This window comes from Aureispira sp. CCB-E (assembly GCF_031326345.1).
Classification (GTDB): domain Bacteria; phylum Bacteroidota; class Bacteroidia; order Chitinophagales; family Saprospiraceae; genus Aureispira.
Map to the genome: position 1 here is coordinate 2967353 of NZ_CP133671.1, position 20905 is coordinate 2988257.

11 protein-coding genes are annotated in these 20905 nt (G+C 37.2%); 7 read left to right on the forward strand and 4 right to left on the reverse strand.

The features are described from left to right. The first annotated feature begins 12 nt into the window (after positions 1-12). The 4 genes from QP953_RS11185 to QP953_RS11200 all read left to right on the forward strand — a co-directional run bounded on the left by QP953_RS11185 (position 13) and on the right by QP953_RS11200 (position 4797). Positions 13-1182, forward strand: coding sequence for a thiolase family protein (locus tag QP953_RS11185; protein ID WP_052597092.1), 1170 nt, complete (start codon positions 13-15; stop codon positions 1180-1182). A 117-nt stretch (positions 1183-1299) separates the two neighbouring features. Beyond that, positions 1300-2037: a phosphodiester glycosidase family protein gene (locus QP953_RS11190; RefSeq protein ID WP_309555063.1), complete on the forward strand. Its 738-nt coding sequence runs from the start codon at positions 1300-1302 to the stop codon at positions 2035-2037. 23 nt (positions 2038-2060) lie between these two features. Then, complete coding sequence (locus QP953_RS11195) at positions 2061-2255, forward strand: hypothetical protein (RefSeq protein ID WP_052597094.1); 195 nt, start codon at positions 2061-2063, stop codon at positions 2253-2255. A 214-nt stretch (positions 2256-2469) separates the two neighbouring features. Further along, entirely contained in the window at positions 2470-4797 is a 2328-nt protein-coding gene (locus QP953_RS11200) for an OmpA family protein (RefSeq protein ID WP_309555064.1), read from the forward strand. On the opposite strand, the gene QP953_RS11205 is transcribed toward QP953_RS11200, so the two are convergent. Then, on the reverse strand, positions 4794-5642 hold the full coding sequence (locus QP953_RS11205) for a methylated-DNA--[protein]-cysteine S-methyltransferase (RefSeq protein WP_052597098.1): 849 nt from the start codon (positions 5640-5642) through the stop codon (positions 4794-4796). The two genes, QP953_RS11200 and QP953_RS11205, sit on opposite strands and share 4 nt — an antisense overlap. A gap of 1048 nt (positions 5643-6690) precedes the next feature. Between QP953_RS11205 and QP953_RS11210 the strand changes: the two genes are divergently transcribed. Together QP953_RS11210 and QP953_RS11215 are read left to right on the forward strand one after the other, a co-directional pair. Further along, positions 6691-8799 (forward strand): O-antigen ligase family protein, encoded by a 2109-nt coding sequence (locus QP953_RS11210; RefSeq protein ID WP_309555065.1) that lies wholly within the window; start codon positions 6691-6693, stop codon positions 8797-8799. Positions 8800-8810: 11 nt separating this feature from the next. Continuing rightward, positions 8811-10784: a T9SS type A sorting domain-containing protein gene (locus QP953_RS11215; protein ID WP_309555066.1), complete on the forward strand. Its 1974-nt coding sequence runs from the start codon at positions 8811-8813 to the stop codon at positions 10782-10784. 118 nt (positions 10785-10902) lie between these two features. On the opposite strand, the gene QP953_RS11220 is transcribed toward QP953_RS11215, so the two are convergent. From QP953_RS11220 to QP953_RS11230, 3 genes are read right to left on the reverse strand one after another with little or no spacing between them, the layout of a single operon-like run. Further along, entirely contained in the window at positions 10903-12111 is a 1209-nt protein-coding gene (locus QP953_RS11220) for a hypothetical protein (protein ID WP_052597103.1), read from the reverse strand. A 23-nt stretch (positions 12112-12134) separates the two neighbouring features. After that, positions 12135-12785, reverse strand: a complete 651-nt coding sequence (locus QP953_RS11225; protein WP_309555067.1) for a 7-cyano-7-deazaguanine synthase — start codon at positions 12783-12785, stop codon at positions 12135-12137. Positions 12786-12817: 32 nt separating this feature from the next. Then, entirely contained in the window at positions 12818-14629 is a 1812-nt protein-coding gene (locus QP953_RS11230) for a hypothetical protein (protein ID WP_309555068.1), read from the reverse strand. A 379-nt stretch (positions 14630-15008) separates the two neighbouring features. Here QP953_RS11230 and QP953_RS11235 point away from each other — a divergent pair, with 379 nt between their 5' ends. Continuing rightward, the gene (locus tag QP953_RS11235; protein ID WP_309555069.1) at positions 15009-20864 is read left to right on the forward strand and encodes an SBBP repeat-containing protein; all 5856 of its coding nucleotides are present in this window, start codon (positions 15009-15011) and stop codon (positions 20862-20864) included. The last annotated feature ends 41 nt before the right edge of the window (positions 20865-20905 follow it).

A 20905-nucleotide genomic window follows, 5' to 3' on the forward strand; every position in this document is an offset into this window, starting at 1 on the left:
AATAAAATAAAAATGGAAGCATATATTGTTGCAGGCTATCGTTCTGCAGTAGGAAGAGCCAAAAAAGGCGGTTTCCGTTTCTTCCGCTCTGATGATTTAGCGGTAGAAGTAGTGAAATATTTGGCAGATAAAGTTGATTTTGATCCACATACTGTGGACGATGTATTTGTAGGTTGTGCGAATCCAGAAGGGGAGCAAGGGCTACAAATTGGACGTCAAATTTCCTTGCGTGGATTGGGCAAGCCAGTTCCTGGAGTAACGGTAAACCGTTATTGTGCCTCAGGTCTAGAAACTATTTCTATGGCTGTAGCAAAAATTAAAGCAGGCATGGGACATTGTTACGTTGCTGGAGGAGCAGAAAGTATGAGTCTAATTCCAATGACAGGATACAAACTATCACCAAGTTACGAAGTAGGTTTGAATAATCCTGATTATATCGTGGGAATGGGTTTGACAGCAGAAGCTGTTGCCAACAAATACGGTATTACTCGTGAAGCACAAGATGAATTTGCATACAATTCACACGTAAAAGCTGCTGCTGCTATTGATGGCGGAAAATTCAATGATGAAATCGTACCTGTTAATGTTAAAGAGGTAAAAGTTGTTGATGGCAAAAGAGTAGAAAGCGAGTGGACTGTTAGTATGGACGAAGGTGTGCGTAGAGAGACAACGGTAGAAGGTTTGGGCAAGTTGCGTCCAGTATTTGCGCAAGGAGGTTCGGTGACGGCTGGTAATTCTTCTCAAATGTCAGATGGAGCAGCATTTGTATTGGTTATGAGTGAACAAATGGTCAAAGATCTAAACTTAACACCAATTGCTCGTATGGTTTCTTGTTCGGTAGCAGGTGTCGATCCTTTGTATATGGGAATTGGTCCTTGTGCGGCTATTCCTAAAGCATTGAGCTATGCTGGTTTGAAACTAAGCGATATTGAGCAAATAGAATTGAATGAGGCATTTGCAGCTCAGTCATTGGCAGTTATTCAAGAGGCAGGCTTAAACCCTGACTTGGTCAATGTCAATGGTGGAGCAATTGCCTTAGGACACCCTCTAGGTTGTACTGGAGCTAAATTAAGTATTCAATTATTCAACGAAATGCGTCGCCGTGGTCAGAAATACGGTATGGTTACTGCTTGTGTAGGTGGTGGTCAAGGTATTGCGGGAATTTATGAGTTGTTGAACTAAATTCGTTTCGTTGTAAACAAACGTATAATATTAGAGCTGCTTCTTTTGGAGGCGGCTCTTTTTATTTTGAAAGATTGCTTACCTTAGTGCAAACTATTTGATAAAGATGCTATTATAATGAAATATATCAAAAAATCTTTAGTGGTAAGTATGGTTGGATGTTTTTGGTTGTTGATAGCAACCAATTGTTCTAGTCCACCTTCTTCAAAAGAAAACACGTATCCCGATATTTTGAATTATGAAGTCGCTCCCAAGCACATTCAGTTTTATTATAAGAATAGTAAGGGGGTACGTTATAAAAACTACAAACGACTTCGAGAAGAATTGGCAACAAAAGGAGAGCGCCTTCTTTTTGCTATGAATGGTGGTATGTATAAAAAGGGGGGAGAACCAAATGGCTTGTATATTGAGCAGGGCAACGAAATAACACCGATAGATCGAAAGAATCGAGGTTATGGCAATTTTTATTTGCAACCCAATGGTGTGTTTTATATTGACAAAGACAAGAACGGTTATATTTCTACAACCATAGATTTTAAAACGGACTCTAGCCTGATTTATGCTACCCAATCGGGACCGATGCTCTTAATTGATGGGCAAATACACCCTCAGTTTAACGCCACTTCTACTAATGTTAATACTCGGAATGGAGTAGGAGTTTTGCCTAATGGAAATTTACTTTTTGGAATGTCTACAAAGGAAATAAATTTCTATACCTTTGCCAAATTCTTTCAAAACCACGGTTGTAACAACGCCCTATATTTGGATGGTTTTGTTTCTAAAATGTACTTGCCAAGCCAAGGTTGGATAGAGGAGGAGGGCGATTTTGGTGTTATTATTGGGCAAGTGAATTGACTTTTCTTATAAAAAAAATAAAAATGCTCAGATCAATATTTACTTATGGACCACCTTTAATTTTTTCTTTGCTTCGAATACCAGCTTATCAAGAAGCACAAGGCATGATTTGGACAGATGCCTTGATTGCTGGATTTTTGGGATTGTTAGGTGGATATACTTATAAATTGATAGAAAGAAAGCAACTTCAAAAAAAACAAAAAGAGGAAAACCTATAAAATTAATGGATTGGGGATAGCTTAAAATACTACCTACTGTATGTTAAATTAGTAATCGTTACCAACTAATTGGAGTTAAGACAGCGTTGTTAGTAAAGTGAGCTTGTGCAGTAGGATAAAAGGCAAAAGGCTCTTTGCTTAAGGTATTGAACTTGTAGTCTTTTAAATGTATTTAAGAGGTAATGAATTTTTCTAAACCAAATAATCCCCAACTATGAAACAATATTGTTTAATCTGTTTTTTGTGCTGGTGTAGTGTTTTTTATACGGAGAGTGCCTTAGGGCAAAAGGCAGATGCCTTACGATTAAAAAAGCATAAGGATTGTGTCGTTTATTTTGCTTCGGGAAATGCTACATTGGATGCTGCTGCAATCCAAACTTTAGAGACTTTTCTACAAGAAATACCGATTTCGGATGATACTCGATTTCGTTTACAAGGATTTACCGATGATGTAGGTAGCCCAACATTGAATGCAGCTTTGGCAAAAAGAAGGACGACTGAAGTTCAAGAATACTTAAAAACACAAACTGTTTTAACCGAGCAAATAGAAATTCAAGCTTTTCAACAGCTGCGTTTGAATCCAGATAAAAATATAGCTATTCAACGAGCTGAGAATCGTCGTGTGGTAATAGAGTATTGGGCGTTGCCACTAAAAAATGATTCTAGTAAAGCAATTCTCAATGAACCTGCGTTTACGATTGAAAGCTTTTTTAATCGAAATCCTGTACAATTTCAACAACAGTTTACTATCAATGCTTCGGAAGGGGCGGTGATAAAGGGCAAAAAAGGAACAGTGCTGCAAATTCCTATGAACTGCTTTGTTGATCAAGAAGGAAATATCGTCAATGGAAAAATTTCGTTCTTGTTGCAAGAGGCTTATACTTATAGCGATATGCTATTTCAAAATTTGAGTACCGTATCTGATGGAAGGTTATTAGAAACAGGAGGTATGCTTTTTATAGAAGCTAAAGATACAGCAGGCAACCGTTTAGAAATTCGTGAAGGGGCAGCAATTACAGCAGCGATGGCGAGCACAGCGGCAAGTTTGCCTGAAATGCAGACGTTTAATGGTATAGTAGATTCTTCGACCAATACGGTCAATTGGGTGGCTACGAATCAGCAAGTTTTATCCAATAATCAAGGTAATTTGTTGTGGAGTGGAAGAATGCTTGAAGGGGAATATAGTAGGTATCAAAAAAGTCTTTTTAACGAAAGTTTGACTGGGCTGAAAGAAGTACCTGTTTGGAATCGAAAATTGCCCAAAGAAATAGATCAACCACGGTTTAGAAAGCGAATCCCTAAATATCCTCGTCTTAAAATAGTAGAGAAACCTAATAAAGAGGTTTTGAGTACAAAAATGCCTCAAACAACAAATATCTCAGATGTTAATTACAAGAAAAAGATTCGTAAAAAATACGTAGCCCTTCAAAAAAAATATCGTAAAAAAGTTCAGTACAACAAAAAGAAAAAAAAGGATTATAGAAGGGATAGCATTCGTTACGAGCGAGCTTTGGCAACGCATGAAAAAAACGTCTTGAAATATCGTCTGTATAACGATAATATGCGTATAGTACTAGAAGAAATGTATGATCATTTGACGAATTTTGATCTTGCAGAGTATCTAGCGACCTATTATCAATTGCATAGCTTTAGTCGGCAATTTCGACAAAGAAATGGAAGGATGTCCGCAAGAAAAGCGTATATAAAACAAGAAATTAGTAGTACAACATACGATACAACTGCTGTTATTCAAGAACTACAGGAGACACTCCATAATACAAGTTTGAGGAAATTTACAGAGGAAGAGGCTAGATTAGTGGAAATATGTTGGTCTGACAAGCTAGGAAAAAAAATATTAAATTATTCTGCTCATTGGAATTTTAATCCTTCAAAATTTAGGACCAATCGTTACCGAGTAGCGAATATGTATAATCGAGTGAATAGTGAAGGTAATTTGCGACCTTATCAGTTGCGCCGAATTCGAACGATGAAAACAATCGTTAAAAAACTTTATAATTACAATAAATTGGCAAAAGTTGATGAAGAGTTACAACGCAAACAGATTAAAACGCTTCCTTTAATTACTCGCTTTTGCGAAAAAGAAAAGGCAACTTTAGAGATGGAGCAAAAATTCTTGGAAGCGAAAACGAAACTCAATATTTTGACTCCGAGCGATGTTGTTGATATTTATAGTAATGCCATGCGTATTCAAAACGTAGGATGGATTAATTGCGACCGATTTATAAATCAAAGCAATGTTATGGATTTAGAAATTGTTACAGAGCATACGCAAAATACACGTGTACTTGTTCTGTTTGAAGGTGGATTTAGAGCTTTATTAGAAGCGTTTCCTATGCAAGAAAATTTTAAAGCCTTACGAGTTCCCGCCAATAGAGCTATTAAATTGATTGGTTTTAGGGTAGTTGGAGATAGTATGGAGGTCTTTGTGGAAGAAGGAACAGTAAAGAGTTTGCAAGGGGTGAAACCTGTTTTTAAGAAAAAGACAGTAGAGGAAGTCGAACAAATGATGCAGGCTATTTAAGTCAAAGCATCATCGGTTGCGCTCGAACGAGCTTTTTCCCAGCCCAATATAGAAGCTTTGCGTGTTTTGTTCCATTTGTAGGCACTAATAGCGCCTACAGACCGAATGACTCGATGACAAGGAATTAAATAGCCAATATGGTTTTGACCAATTGCTGACCCTACGGCACGACTTGCCTTAGGATTGCCAATAAGGTGGGCGATTTGTTGATAAGATCGAACAGCTCCAAAAGGAATTTTGAGCAAAGCTTCCCAAACTTTGATTTGAAAGGGAGTGCCAGAGAGTAAGATGGGCATGGATTGTTGAGGTTGGGGAGAAAAAATTTGCGTTATCAAAGGAGCTATTTGTTGCGGGGCTTCTTGAAACTTAGCCGCTGAAAAACGTTGTTGCAATTGGGCAAGTCGAAAGGTTTTGTCGTCATCTAAGAAATCTAATGCACAAATTCCTCGTTGCGTTATAGCTAAAAAACAATCGCCAAAGGGACTTGTATGAGTACCGTAAAAAACGGTTAATCCTTTGCCCTGTTGTTTATATTCTCCTGGTGTAACTGCTTCAAAATTAACAAACAAATCATAAGCTCTAGAGGGAGCAGACAAACCAATATTTTCTGTCAACTCTAGTATGTTTTTGGTGCTTTCGATTTCTTTCTTTAGACTTTGTATCGTTAAGTACTGCAAGAACTTTTTGGGAGAAATTCCCGCCCATGCTTTGAACATACGCTGGAAATGATGCTTGCTCAAGTGTATATGTGCAGCAATTTGTTCTATTTTGGGTTGCTCGTTTAGGTGCTGTACCATGTAATGCATGGCCTTTTCTATTCTTTGATAATTTATAGTTTCTTTCATAAAGTAAATTTAGGCGATTGTTTTGAAAACAACAACCCGAAACGTGCGCTATGGATTTTAGGCAGCAGTATTAATATCGTAGAATGTAGCTATGATAGTATTTGTATATTATAAATTAGAATAGTTTTTTTGCTGAAAAATGACTTTTAATTATTGGCTCTTATTGGTTTGATTGTTAGTTTTTTAGATTTGTTTCTTTTGTTCTGAACTTACAATTGATTTCTGATAAAGTTAAAAATATGTTTTTTTAGCTTATTAGTAATAAATGTATCTTAGCCTCAAGCTAGTGATTTGAGACAAAGGGAAACTAAATTAGTGAATATAGAAGCATAAAAGCGTTAAAGTCGAGTAGTTTTAAGTTAAGTGGTGTTGGTTATTGATCTGAAATCAATACATATATATATTAAATATTTTATCTAGTAAATAAATTAGCATTTTTGTTTTTCAATTACATTTTTAATTACTTCGTGGGAAAATCGCATCAGTTTACCGTGTGAGGGCTTCGCCATTGATTATCAATAGAATATGTTTTTGTTGCTTGCTTCTTTAAAGAGTTGATAATCAAAATTATGTAAAGATGCTTTTTTAGTTTTTTACAAAAAAAACTAAAAAATCCACGAAGTACTAATTTTAATAATGTTTATATTTATGGGAGTAGAGGCAGTATTTTCAGAAGGAATAAATTTAACATCTTCAACAACAAATAGATCTTGATTCTCCTATTAGAATAGATTATCTTTGTACTGTATTTTGAACACAGTGTAAAAGCCTCAAATGTAGATAAATATAAGGTTTGTTAGCTCTTTTATATTTTTGTAAATAAAATAATTTAGTAGCAAATCAATGATTTAACTAGAATGCAATTTCGAAATTGAATTATATTTTCTGTGTAGAGCATCTATAAGTGCCTAGTAGTAACAAATGCTTATTAAAATATCACAAGTTTATAGACTAAATAATATAGAACTGAGGCAATGTGTTTACTCCGTTTTGAGGCGTTTATGATGAAGAGGTACTTTTAAATCGTATTAACAATAATTTTTACTACATGCTATTATCCCAAAGGGTTTGGGCTGGTATGCTACTTTTATTACCATTAATAATGACATATGGTAGTTTGGTAGATGCTGTGTCTATTCCTCGCGTCACATTTTTATTAATTTCAGTTGTTTGCACCAACCTATATTTGTTAATAAAGGAAAGACAGACTTTTTTAGAACATACACAGCAATTTTTTTCTAATCCTTTAGGGATGAGCCTAACTGCCTATTTACTAATAGGGCTTTGTTCTTTGGGAGGAACACTTAGTTTATCCGAAGGAATTTGGGAATGGTTAAAGCTAGTTGGTTGGCTAAATGTTATTTGGTTAAGCTCCTTTTTGCTAAAAGAAAAAGGGAGCTTATTGTTATTTATGAAAGCGAGTATTGTTGCTTTGCTGGTTGTAGAAGTTATAGGTCTAAAAGAATTTGCCTCGATTTTTAACCGCTTGGAGGAAGATAAGATTTTGTATTTTGTCAATTCAACATTTGAACACAAAAACCTTTTGGCTACAGGCTTGGTGATGAGCCTACCTTTTAGTTTTATTGTTTTTCGGTTGGAAAATAGCCGATTTTGGAAGCTACTAGCAGGATTAGTTTTTGGAGTAGGTATTCTCTTAATTTTGATTACACAAAGCCGAGCAGCATGGCTAGCTTTGGGAGGAGGCTCATTTTTTGCATTGATTTGCCTTTTGTTAACGAGTGCTAAACGCAACCTAATTTTACAAGCACGCTATTGGTTAATGGGAGGAGGTGTTTTAGCTTTAAGTGTTGGGCTTGTTTGGTTCTTAAGCAGTCAAAATAATGTAGCCAATGCTCCCGTAGAGCGAATTCAGGCATTGTTTACCTATGAAGATACTAAAAATGAGCATACCGAAACCATCAAAGAGCGTTTGTTGCTATGGAATAATACCGTCGAGATGATTAAAGAACGTCCTTTTAGGGGTGTTGGTCTTGGAAACTGGAAAATACATTTTCCGAAATACAATATAGCAGGACTTCGATCAGAACAAGGGGAAGTCTTTTTTCAGCGACCTCATAATGACTATTTGTGGGTAGCTAGTGAGATGGGGATACTAGGGTTGGTTGCCTACTTATTAATTCTGTTGAGCGCTTTGTATTATGCCACTCAAGTATTAAAAAGAACCACAGAAGAGGAACATAGCACTACGTATGCCATAACCATAGCAATGGCAGCAGGGTTGGTTGCATTTATGTTATTTAGTTTATTTGATTTTCCTAAAGAACGCCCTATACATTTGCTATGGAGTGGCGTGATTATTGCATATATTATCAGCACCTACCAACAATTATATTCTAATCAAAATAATAAGAAAAAATCGTTTCAGTCTATAGGCAGTATTGCTTATGTATTGCCATTGTTAGCCGTATTAGGAGTGGCTTTTTCAGCCAAAAGGTGGCAGTTTGAACGACAACTGAAAGTAGCGCTAGGTGCTAGAAGCCAACAACAATATTTGAATGTATTGGCGACGCTAGAATCTATCAATCCTTGGGTGTATGAGTTGGATCCATCTGCAACACCTATTGATTGTTATAGAGGAGAGGCTTTGTACTTGCAAAAACGATTTCCAGAAGCTTTAGTAGCGTATCAAAATGCAAATGCGGTGCATCCTTATCATATTCATACCCTTAATAATTTAGCGACTACTTATTTTGGATTGCAGGATATTGAAGCATCTAAGAAGCACTTTGAACAAGTGCTGCACTTTGCTCCTCATTTTCCAGATGCCAATATGAATATGGCTGCAATAGCGTACAATCAAAAAGAAATTCAAAAAGCGATAAAATATATTGGTAATTGTGTGCCCAAGAATTATCAAGATAGTCAGTTTTTACAATTTTTGAAAGCAATCAGTGCTAGTTATGCAAGTTTTTTGGCTGAGAAAGAAGCGTTGCAATCTCTTGTGCCGTTTATACAACAGTTTGGAAAAGACGAAAAGTGGCAAATAAGAATGCATGAACAGGCGCATCAATATAACAGAACTTACGAACAACAAATTCATCTAGATTTGCTTTTTGTGGCAAAAGAACAGCAGGCCATTACAGAAGAAGAATCTAATAGATTAACCCCGATTTTAAACAAATTTTTAAACCATTAAAATATGAAATTATGAAACAAATACTGTTAATACTTTTCCTCTGTTGTTGGGGAGGAGTATTATTAAAAGGACAATCAATAACCTCGGTTGTTCCTAGCCAAAATCCAGTTCGAGGGGGGGAAGTGCTTACTGTGAATATCTCTGGAAGTGGAACAAACTTTTCAGCAGGAAGTGCTAACTATATTGCTGCTATATTTGGTAGTACTAGTGTACATGGTATAGTAGATCTGAATACAGTTACGAATACCAATATGGATGTTACTTTTTATGTGCCTTGTGGTGTATGTGGCAATGCAGATTTATCTGTTACTACTCCTGCAAATGGGCAAATGACTTATGCGAATGCATTTAGTGTTTCTTGTGGTCAGATTACGTCTGTTAACCCTAATGTAGGAACGGTAGGTCAAAACCTAACGGTAGGTATATCAGGTACAAATATGAATTTTGGTCAAGGAAGCAATGCTGCTTGGGTGTATTTTTACGACCCAGCTACGGGCAATTATTTGTTCCCTAGTACCAATCCAGGCGGTACATCGAATAGTATAACAGTTGATGTAAATATACCTCAAGGGACTTGCAATGGTTCTTATGATGTGATTGTCTATCCGGGTAGTAATTCTTGTGCCATTACGATGCCCAATGCGTTTGATGTTATTGGAAATACGGGACAAATTACAATGGTCAACCCTGATACTATTACTCCAGGGCAAACATTACCAATTACTATTTCAGGAACAGGGGTTAATTTTCAACAAGGAAGTTTACTTGTTTATTTTAGAAAATCTAATGGTCAACGATTCTATGCGACAGCTAGTAATGTTTCAGCCAATAGTGTAACCGTTAATTACACAACACCTAATTATATGTGTGGTGGAAGTTATGATGTTTGTGTAGAGCAGACACCAAATACTTGCCCAGTTTGCTTTGAAGATGGTTTGTATGTAAATGCTCAAAATGTTCCAGCGGTTATTACGAATGTAACTTCTAGCCCGTCTCCAGCACAAGGTGGACAATCATTAGTCCTTAATATTTCGGGAACAGGAATTGATTTTACTCAAGGATCGTCTATGTATTTCATGTTGAGAAATACGGTAACAGGAGCGGGAGTAGGATCTTCTTTCAGTGCACCAATTTCAACTAATGAAGTTATGGCGTACTTTAACTCAATGCCGTATGATTGTGGAAATTATGATTTGGAAGTTTATGTTCCAAATACTTGTTCAAATAATATTTTAACTTATAATAATGCTGTAACCGTAAGTAGTACATTGAATCCTGTATTGTATAGCGTCTATCCTTATCCATCACCGACAGCGGGTCAGTTGAGATTGCGTCTGTCTGGAGCAAATATTGACTTTACACAAGGTTCGTCTATGTTGTCTGTTCGTTTGGTTAGTCCTACAACAGGAACAGTGTTGACAGGTAGCAATATTATTCCAAGCAACTTTAGCAATTCTATAGCAACAGTTGATTTCACTCCTTCGGTAAATGATTGTGGTTATTATAATCTAGAAGTAATGAATGTTCCTGTTGGATGTGGAGGAACGACAACAGTTGGTTACCATAGACTGGTAGGGGTAAATATTCGTCATTGTGCTAGTAATGCTCCTTCTTCTCTTACGACTCATTCTGGCGGAAATAACAATTCGATAGTTTCTAAAGTGAATGATGGTCTTGATGGACTAGAAGGAGAGAATGATTTGCAGATATTGGATGCAACAGATGTTGGTAGTAATGGACTATTGGTTCAAGTATTTCCAAATCCAATGGACGAAGAAACTACTATTTTAGTAGAAGCAGAGGAACAAAAAGTGTTGAACTTTGCCCTTTATGATGTATTAGGTCAACAGGTAAAACAAGTAGAATTCAACTCGAATGAAAGACTTCAAGTGAATCGCGAAAATTTACCTGCTGGTATGTACATTTATAGAATTTTAGATGCGACAGGAAATCCACTTCATGTAGGTAAGTTAGAGATGAAATAATTCGCATCATTTTCGTTTCCCAAATGCTGTTAAAAAAGAAAAGACTATCCTTGTGGATGGTCTTTTCTTTTTTATAATCATAACAGAAGTAGTAGTTTGCTAGTGTTTGGGTAGTTGTTTACAAGTCTAAAAACTTTAAATATTCCATAATCATAGGTAGATTGGTTTTGATAAAGTAACCTGCGCCAGCCAAAAGTGCAGCTAAAATTAAGCCTGCCCATACAAAGTCTACTTTTTTGTAGACAAAGAAATAGAATTTGTCGCAAGAAAACCATATTGTAAATAACAATCCAATCCAGAACATACTACCAATACCGTATACCAATGCAATCGCTAAAACACTTAGGGCAGCAACCAAGGCAATGGTTTCGGTCACTATTTTTTTTATAGGGTTGTCTTTGTAATTATAAATATAATTAATATAGAAAAGTCCTAAAAAAGAAACCATAGGAATCAACGAAGTCATTCCTGTTTCAAAGACACGCAGGTGTGTTTTTAAAGCACTTAAAGTAGGAATGTACTGGGTGTAAAAAATTAACCATGATAAAAGTGTCAGTGCAAATGTGAATAGTGTTAATTTTAAAACAAACGGAGTGTCGTCTTTTTTGAAACCTAACATAATCAGTCCCGAGTCCATGAAAAAAAAGAAACCGATGCTTGAAATAAATGAAGAAACACTCATGAATCCAACAAAAGCGTTGTTAAAAAAATAGGCAATCAACCCCCATAAAATGGTTAAAATCCAAGAGCCAATGGTGCGATATACAGTAGCTTTTGTTTTTCCTCTTCGTTTGTAAATGCTATAAGAAACCAAAGAACCCAATAGGAAAGAAGTAACCAAAACCGCATATTCGTTGTGAACAACATACAAAAAACACAAGAGGCTTAGATAAGCCAGTGGTTCCCATGTTTTTTGAACGAAAGTACGAATTACATGGATAAGTTGCTGAACTGTTTTGTGATCAATAAGTGCTTTGATAATCTTCCCTAAAGGTGTTAAGATTATTTTTAGCAAAGGACCGAGAATAACCAGTAATAATAAAGCCGATATGACGTAAAACGCTGACCCAATCCAGTCAATTCGTTGAGCAGGAACAATTTGCTGAAGTTCCAAACCTTCTATATCAACTTGAAACTTCTCTGTAGCCAAGCGTTCTAAATAAGCCGTTTTTTCTTCAAAAACACTTTCAGAGATACTTTGCTCATTGTGCAAATCAATTAGTAAGTTGTATTGAGCTTGTAGCTCGGTAACGTCTTTAGGCTCATAGTTATTGGCAAAAAGAGATAGAGAACTACAAAAAAAGAGAAATAGGAATAAGCGTTTCATAATGGGGTGTTTTGGTGTGGTTATCAGAGCCAACTGTCTTGTAAAAAACGAAATTCGTCGGGGTGTTTTTTTAGCACAGCATCTATTGTCTCACAAGTAGAACACTTATGACAGCGTTTTAATTCCCAATTGGCAGCTCCTTCTGGATATCGACAAGACCAAGTTAGCTTTAAGATGTTGGGTGGAATGGCTTTCATAACTTCGTATTTAAACATATTTTTAAGAGGAAAAACTATTTTAAAATCCTCTTTTTTTTGTTCGCTAACCAAGTATAATATTTTTTCAATTTGATCCAATCGGTCTTGAAAGCCTTCTTGCAAATAATCGTCTGCAATCGCTCCTTCAACCATTTCTGAAATTTCTGGATGCGCACGCAAACAAGTTGCCGCTGCAAAATTCACGGCTTCGCTATCCCAAATAGGAGGAGGACCCAATTGAGAATAGTCAAAAGAGAGTCGTTTGAATGTAAAATTCTGAATTCCCATCCTTCTCAACTCGTCAAGAATATGATGAACGGCTTGTTCTTCTTTTACGGTTCGGCTGGCACATTCGCCATTAATTAGATTTACTTTAAAAACAAGGAAATGTTCTTTAGGATATCGTGTTAGGGTTAGGTACAAACCTGCTGTGCTGTCAATACCGCCAGAGAATGGAATTAAAGCTTTGTAAGTCATTGTTTTATCGTCTTTGCTTTGTTGTGTTATGTTTAATTTTTTTGGTAAAGTATGTATTCTTTGAAACCGCCCCTCATGCAATGATTGGAACTTGGAGAAGCGCCATAACCACCACTGTTTAGGAGTGCTAAATAATCCCCCTCTTCTACAAATGTTAGTGGCTTGTCTTCCGAAAAAAGATCAATAGGTTCGTTGATGTTTCCTGCTAGTGTGGCTTTAAACGTTTGGTTGCTTTTGGGAGCGATAAGAGGAACTGCCTCTAAGTTCATTTTATAGTAGGCGTATTCATTATTCATATTCATGCCTGTGTCAATGCCAACGAAGTATTTGCCCTTCTTTTCTTCAATGGTGTTTATTTGGGTAATCAATATTCCTGCATCTTTGACCAAAAAGTCACCAGGTTCAAAAGCTAATCGCAAGCCTTTTTTGGCGGCATAGCGGCAAATAATAGAAGCCCATTCGTCCAAATCTAGAATTTGATCGCCTTGATTTTGTGGAACACCCAATCCGCCTCCTAGATTTAAAACTTCAACAGTGGGGAAAAGCTCAATAAAAGCATCAATTACATCAAAAATACGCGGCAAACGTTGTAATTGATCACTTAAAAATCCAGAACCTGAATGGCAATGAACCGTTGTTACGACCAAATTGGAGGAATCAATAAGTGCTTTTAAAGCTGCCCATTGTTCTTGATAAATCCCAAATTTTACAATCTTGTTGCCAGAATATTCCAAATCTTGTTTGTAAGCCATGCCAATATCTGCGTTGATTCGAATACCAATTGCTCTAGTTTGATTAGAATTTAATTGAATGAAGCGTCGAATGGGGCTAATAGCATCAAAGTTTATTTTGATTTGAGGATGTTGTGTTAAAACAATTAAGTCTTGTTGTGACAAAGAAGTACCAGTATAAGTAATCTCTTGTTCTTGAAAGCCATGTTGAATCGCCCAGTCTAATTCATTGGGAGAACAAACATCAATCCCAATATTAGTTTGAGCTTTTAAATGACTTAATATGGCTGGGTGCCTATTGGCTTTCATTGCATAGTAAATGTTGTAAGCTATAGCATGGGGATTTAAAGCAGCAGATAGAGATTGGTATTTGTCTAAAATACGTTGAATGTTATAGACATAAAATGGAGTTGGCTTGTTCTTAACAAAATCCACAAGATTGGTAGTAGCAAAATTTAAATAGCCTTTCTGATAATGCAAGTCCGAACGTTCCCACCAGTAGTTCTGTCTATTCTTATGGGGAGTATTGGTGTTATTATTATCAAAAAAACGAGCGTAGATAATAGCAGTACATTGACAAGGAGGCGTACCACAAATACTACATTCGTAATTATGCTGAATGCTTTCCATTGCCCAAAAATGAGGAACTTCCTTTAGTGGTTGACAGGCATTTTTTTCTAAAATCGAACCAATATGAGTGTTTGCTGATTTCCAAGCATCGCAAACAACAACGGGTACTTTTTGTGATAAAAATTGTAAGCCATTTTTTACCAGAAAACTAGCAACTCCTTTGCCTTCAAAACGTCGATCCACAGCCGTTAGAGAACGATAACCAATATAGTCGTAGTCTTTGAAGTAATCTAAAAACCATTGTTCTGCTTGTTTCATTTTTTGAGCCACTATCGTTCTATGGGAAATTTCCATTAATGAAAAGCCAATGACCTGATCGTTGTGTAAAACAATATGGCAGAATTGATTCGCTGCTTTTAAATAGGTTTCTAACAATATTGGGTCTAGAAAACCTACCCCTAGTTGTTGTTGACTAATAGCAAGCACAGTAGATAGGTGCTTTTTCTCTAAAAAGCTTAAAGAATATGAGATTGTTTGATGCATAAGGTTGAAAACAGACTATTCTAGTTAAATAGATGAGTTAACAAATATAAAAATTAAAAAATAGGAACAGCATTATTGAGCCATCTCTTGTCTTAAAGTGAAAGAATATGACTTTATGTATTTAAATTATTTGGTGATAATTTTGGAAGTGTTGTTAAAAGAAAAATATGGCTAAAAATATTTTATTTTGTCTTGTAAGTAATTGTTTTTTATGGATTTGTATTGTGAATTAGTTTGCTGAATCTTTTAAAATGCTCAAAAAGATGCTTTTGAGTTAAATAAGTAAAAGAATACTTTTGCATCAAAATGTTTACTTTTATCTACTAAATAATGTTTTTCTGTAATCAAAATGATTGCAAAGCAATTAAAACTACTAAAAATGAAACTATTTTCTTTTCTTTTACTCTTTTGTACCCTGCAAATTAGTTATGGGCAGGGGGTAAGCTTAGCACAGGGAACTGCGCTTATCCATTCAGGGCAATCAACAGCCTTTGAGGAAAATAAAGGTCAAATTCGGGATATAGAAGGCAATAGAGCACCCTATGTTCATTATCGTTACAAACAGGGAGGAACGAGCGTCTTTATGCTATCGACAGGAATTGCTTATCAGTTTAGCAAGGTTAACGATGTCAATGCTGCTAATTCAAATGATAATAAATGGAGGGAAGCCTCTCCGAAATCAGTTGATTTAGAAACTTACCGAATGGATATGCGTTTGGTTGGTGCTAATTCAAATGCTATTATTAAAGCGGAAGAGGAACAGGAGAATTACATCAATTATTACAATGAAAATAGACTAGACATTCATAGTTATGGTAAATTAATTTACAAAGACATTTATCCTGGAATCGATTGGGTGGTATACACAACAGATAAAGGGTTGAAATATGACTTTGTAGTACATCCAGGCGCTGATCCTGCGCAAATTCAGTTAGCGTTTGAGCACCATGAAGGACTACAGCTTAATAAAAATGGTAGTTTTACACTATCGAATTCTATGGGAACAATTACAGAGCAGGCTCCTGTTTCTTTTCAAGGCAAAAAAGAAGTGCGTTCTTCTTTTGAGTTGGAAGGAAATAGCATTCGATTTAAGCTTGGCAATTATGACCCCACCAAAGCCTTGATAATCGACCCTAGCCTAATTTGGTCTACTTATTATGGAGGATCAGACTTAGACCGAATTACTGGTTGTGCTACCGATGCTAATGGAAATATTTTTGTATCTGGTTACAGTAGATCTACTAGTAATATCGCTTCAGGTGGTCATCAAAATGCACATGGAAGTGGCACTGAAGATGCGTTTTTGGTTAAATTTAATAGCAATGGCGTTCGTCAATGGGCAACGTATTACGGTGGTACAGGTAGTGATATAGGGAATGGTTGTGCTGTAGATCCCAGTGGCAATATTTACCTAGCAGGGTATACCCGTTCTACGAATAACATCGCTTCAAGTGGTCATCAAAATACGTATGGAGGTGGCGAAGATGCGTTCTTGGTCAAATTTAACACGAATGGTACTCGTCAGTGGGCAACCTATTATGGTGGTATAGGCAGTGATGTTGGAGATGGTTGTGCTATAGATGCCAATGGCAATGTCTTTATAGTAGGAAGAGCACAGTCTACTAGTAGTATCGCTTCAGGTGGTCATCAAAATATACATGGAGGAGGGACTTCGGATGCTTTTTTGGTAAAGTTTAATAGTAATGGTACGCGTCAGTGGGCAACCTATTATGGTGGTGCAGATACAGAAATATTTCTTAATTGTACAGCAGATGCTAATGGCAATTCGTATATAACGGGTATCACCCGTTCTGCGAATAACATTGCTTCAAGTGGGCATCAAAATACCTATGGAGGTGGCGAAGATGCTTTTCTCGTAAAGTTTAATAGTAATGGCGTTCGTCAATGGGGAACTTATTATGGTACTGCTGGTGATGATAATGGTAATGCTTGTGTTGCAGATGCCAATGGAAATATCTTTTTGATAGGTTCAACAGAATCTACTACGAATATGGCTTCAGGCGGTCATCAGAATACTTATGGAGGTGGTAGCCAAGATGCCTTTTTAGTAAAGTTTAATAGCAGTGGTGTGCGTCAATGGGGAACTTATTACGGAGGTAGTTCTTCTGATGTTGGCGGATATGGGACGATACATACCAATGGAAATATATTCTTAGGAGGTTTTTCGGCATCTACTAGTAATATCGCTTCAGGTGGTCATCAAAATACGCATGGAGGTAGTCAAGATGCTTTTCTAGTTGAATTTAATACGAATGGTGTGCGTCAATGGGCAACTTATTTGGGTGGAAGTGCTAGTGATATAGGGAGAGGTTGTGTTGTCGATGCCAATGGTCATGTTTATTTGGCAGGACACACAAGCTCTACAAGTGGTATTGCATTAAGTGGTCATCAGAATACTTATGGAGGTGGTTTTGTGGATGGGTTTTTGGCAAAATTAACAACAACTACAAGTACGGCTTGTAATCCAACAACCAACAGTATCTCTGCAACAGCTTGCGGTTCCTATACTTATAATGGACAAACCTATACCAATTCAGGAGTATATATGGATACCTTAACAAATGCTGGTGGGTGTGACTCTATCGTAACACTTAATCTGACGATTGGAGGAGCTACTTATGATGTATCCGCTATTACTTACACTTCAATAAATGCTACTGGTGGAACATCCGTTAATTTAGGAGATGATGCTTTAAGTGCAAGTCTACCAATTGGATTTGATTTTAACTTTTTTGGAAACACATACAATGATTTTAGAATTAGCTCCAATGGTTTTATAACATTTGGAACGAATACGACTACTAGTGGTTGTTGTTCAGGGCAGGTATTGCCAAATACCAACCAACCTAATAACTTAATCGCTTTGTTTTGGGAAGATTTGTTGCCACCGAATGGAGGAACAATTCGTTACCTTACAGCAGGAACAGCACCAAATAGAGTTTTGGTCGTAGAGTTTGTTGACATTGAACATCACCCTAGTGGAGACAGTGTACAAGGGCAAATTCATATTTACGAAAGTACCAACATCATCGAAGTGCATGTTGCAAAACAACCGGCAGCAGGCAGACACACATTGGGAATTGAAAATGGAACAGGAGTATTGGGATATAGTGCGCCTAATAGAAATGGCATAGCATGGACCATTGCGACCCCTGAAGCTTGGCGTTTTGCTCCTGTTGTTGGTGGGGTAGACGTGCAAACGGCTTGTAGTAGCTACACTTGGATTGATGGAAAAACGTATACAAGTAGCAATAATACAGCAACACACATTATACAAGGAGGTTCTTGGACTGGATGTGATTCTGTGGTGCAATTGGATTTAATTATTTATAATACACCAGGAGGCAATGGTACCCTATCCGAAAATATGGAAGGAGGAGCACTTATTTCAGGAACTGGTTATTCACGAGAATTGACGAACGCTTACTTTTATAACCCTAATAATATATCAGAAGCCAATTTCTCTTCTTTAGAGGGTTCGTTGTACGGTTATGGACAAACAGGAGGATTTGTCAATTCAGACCGTTCTATTCGCTTTAGAACTTATGCGATACCTGCGGGCAATGAAATGGCTATTGTAATGAAGAAAGTCGATTTGGATTGTAATGCTCAAGTGTCTTTTTCTTACGCACATCAAAATTACTTAGGGAATGTCGATACCATGCAAGTAGAAGTTTCTACGGATTGTGGGGCAACATGGACAACTGTATGGATGAAATCAGGAGCGGATTTAGCAACTGCGGGAGCAAGTACAAGCAACTTTCTTCCTCCATTTACGGCTTCTGATTGGGTGCGAGATACGGCCGACTTGTCAGCTTACAGTAATATGCCAGATGTGATTGTGAAATTTACAGTGTTGTCGGGATATGGCAACAACATTTATTTAGATGATATTAATATTACTTCTTCTTTGGGGTATGCGACTAGAACCGTAACCGCTTGTAATAGCTATTCATTTAATGGGCAGGTGTATATGAATTCAGGTATTTATGTAGATACTGTTAGTACACCAGGGACTTGTGATTCGGTTATAACGTTAGATTTAACGATCAACAACTCTACAACAGGGACAGACGTACAAACAGCTTGCGATACTTACACATGGATAGATGGGAATACGTACACAAGTTCTAACAACACAGCAACGCATACCTTGACGAATGCAGCAGGCTGTGACAGTGTGGTAACATTGAATTTGACAATCAATAACTCTACAACAGGAACAGACGTACAAACGGCTTGCGATACGTACACATGGATAGATGGGAATACGTACACGAGTTCTAATAATACAGCAACCCATACCTTGACGAATGCAGCAGGCTGTGACAGTGTGGTAACGTTGAACTTGACGATCAATAACTCTACAACAGGAACAGACGTACAAACGGCTTGCGATACGTACACATGGATAGATGGGAATACGTACACGAGTTCTAATAATACAGCAACCCATACTTTGACGAATGCAGTAGGTTGTGATAGTGTGGTAACGTTGAACTTGACGATCAATAACTCTACAACAGGAACAGACGTACAAACGGCTTGTAATACGTACACATGGATAGATGGAAACACGTACACGAGTTCTAACAACACAGCAACCCATACTTTGACGAATGCAGCAGGTTGTGATAGTGTGGTGACCTTGAATCTGACGATCAATACGCCAACAACAGGAACAGACGTACAAACGGCTTGTAACACATACACATGGATAGATGGGAATACGTACACAAGTTCTAACAACACAGCAACCCATACTTTGACGAATGCAGTAGGTTGTGATAGTGTGGTGACCTTGAATCTGACGATCAACACGCCAACAACAGGAACAGACGTACAAACAGCATGTGATACGTACACATGGATAGATGGGAATACGTACACAAGTTCTAACAACACAGTAACCCATACTTTGACGAATGCAGTAGGTTGTGATAGTGTGGTGACCTTGAATTTGACAATCAATAACTCTACAACGGGAACAGATGTACAAACAGCTTGTGATACGTACACATGGATAGATGGGAACACCTACACAAGTTCTAATAATACAGCAACGCATATTTTGACGAATGCAGCAGGTTGTGATAGTGTGGTAACGTTGAATTTGACAATCAATAACTCTACAACAGGAACAGATGTACAAACAGCTTGTGATACGTACACATGGATAGATGGGAATACGTACACGAGTTCTAACAACACAGCAACGCATACTTTGACGAATGCAGTAGGTTGTGATAGTGTGGTAACCTTGAATTTGACGATCAACACGCCAACAACAGGAACAGATGTACAAACAGCTTGTAATACGTACACATGGATAGATGGGAATACGTACACAAGTTCTAATAACACAGCAACGCATACTTTGACGAATGCAGCAGGTTGTGATAGTGTGGTAACGTTGAACTTGACGATCAACACGCCAACAACAGGAACAGATGTACAAACGGCTTGCGATACGTACACATGGATAGATGGAAATACGTATACGAGTTCTAACAACACAGCAACACATACTTTGACGAATGCAGCAGGTTGTGATAGTGTGGTAACGTTGAACTTGACGATCAACAACTCTACAACGGGAACAGACGTACAAACGGCTTGCGATACGTACACATGGATAGATGGGAACACGTACACAAGTTCTAACAACACAGCAACGCATACTTTGACGAATGCAGCAGGCTGCGATAGTGTGGTAACCTTGAATCTGACGATTACTACAGTAGATACAACCGTAAGTCAGAATGGTTTAACTTTAACAGCAAATCAAAGTGGAGCTACTTATCAATGGGTAGATTGTAACAATGGAAATACAGCAATTGCTGGGGCGACTGGGCAAAGTTTTACACCAGTAGCAAATGGCGATTATGCAGTGATGATTACCTTTAATAATTGTACTGGCACGTCAAGTTGTTTTAATGTAGTTGTGAATGCACTACCAACGGTAGAAGAGGGGATCAAACAGGTTCGTGTATATCCCAATCCAACAACAGGACAGGTTAATATAGAATTAGAAGAGGTGTTAAAACAAGGCGTGGCTCGATTGATGGATGTAAATGGACGTTTATTGTTAGAGCAATCTATAGATGGTAAACAGTTCATTCAATTGAATATAGAGGCGTTGCCAACAGCTGTTTATTTCTTAGAGTTGCAAAGTTTAAAAGGTGTTTATAGCCAAAAAATTATTAAAGAATAAATTGCTTGACGAATAACTAACCTTTGACTAGGAGTTTAATA

What these genes read in the sequence shown, in the direction of transcription:
- QP953_RS11225 (WP_309555067.1), bottom strand. Translation starts at nt 12,785, where the DNA reads ATGACTTACAAAGCTTTAATTCCATTCTCTGGCGGTATTGACAGCACA.
- QP953_RS11205 (WP_052597098.1), bottom strand. Translation starts at nt 5,642, where the DNA reads ATGAAAGAAACTATAAATTATCAAAGAATAGAAAAGGCCATGCATTAC.
- QP953_RS11220 (WP_052597103.1), bottom strand. Translation starts at nt 12,111, where the DNA reads ATGAAACGCTTATTCCTATTTCTCTTTTTTTGTAGTTCTCTATCTCTT.
- QP953_RS11235 (WP_309555069.1), top strand. Translation starts at nt 15,009, where the DNA reads ATGAAACTATTTTCTTTTCTTTTACTCTTTTGTACCCTGCAAATTAGT.
- QP953_RS11210 (WP_309555065.1), top strand. Translation starts at nt 6,691, where the DNA reads ATGCTATTATCCCAAAGGGTTTGGGCTGGTATGCTACTTTTATTACCA.
- QP953_RS11195 (WP_052597094.1), top strand. Translation starts at nt 2,061, where the DNA reads ATGCTCAGATCAATATTTACTTATGGACCACCTTTAATTTTTTCTTTG.
- QP953_RS11185 (WP_052597092.1), top strand. Translation starts at nt 13, where the DNA reads ATGGAAGCATATATTGTTGCAGGCTATCGTTCTGCAGTAGGAAGAGCC.
- QP953_RS11200 (WP_309555064.1), top strand. Translation starts at nt 2,470, where the DNA reads ATGAAACAATATTGTTTAATCTGTTTTTTGTGCTGGTGTAGTGTTTTT.
- QP953_RS11190 (WP_309555063.1), top strand. Translation starts at nt 1,300, where the DNA reads ATGAAATATATCAAAAAATCTTTAGTGGTAAGTATGGTTGGATGTTTT.
- QP953_RS11215 (WP_309555066.1), top strand. Translation starts at nt 8,811, where the DNA reads ATGAAACAAATACTGTTAATACTTTTCCTCTGTTGTTGGGGAGGAGTA.
- QP953_RS11230 (WP_309555068.1), bottom strand. Translation starts at nt 14,629, where the DNA reads ATGCATCAAACAATCTCATATTCTTTAAGCTTTTTAGAGAAAAAGCAC.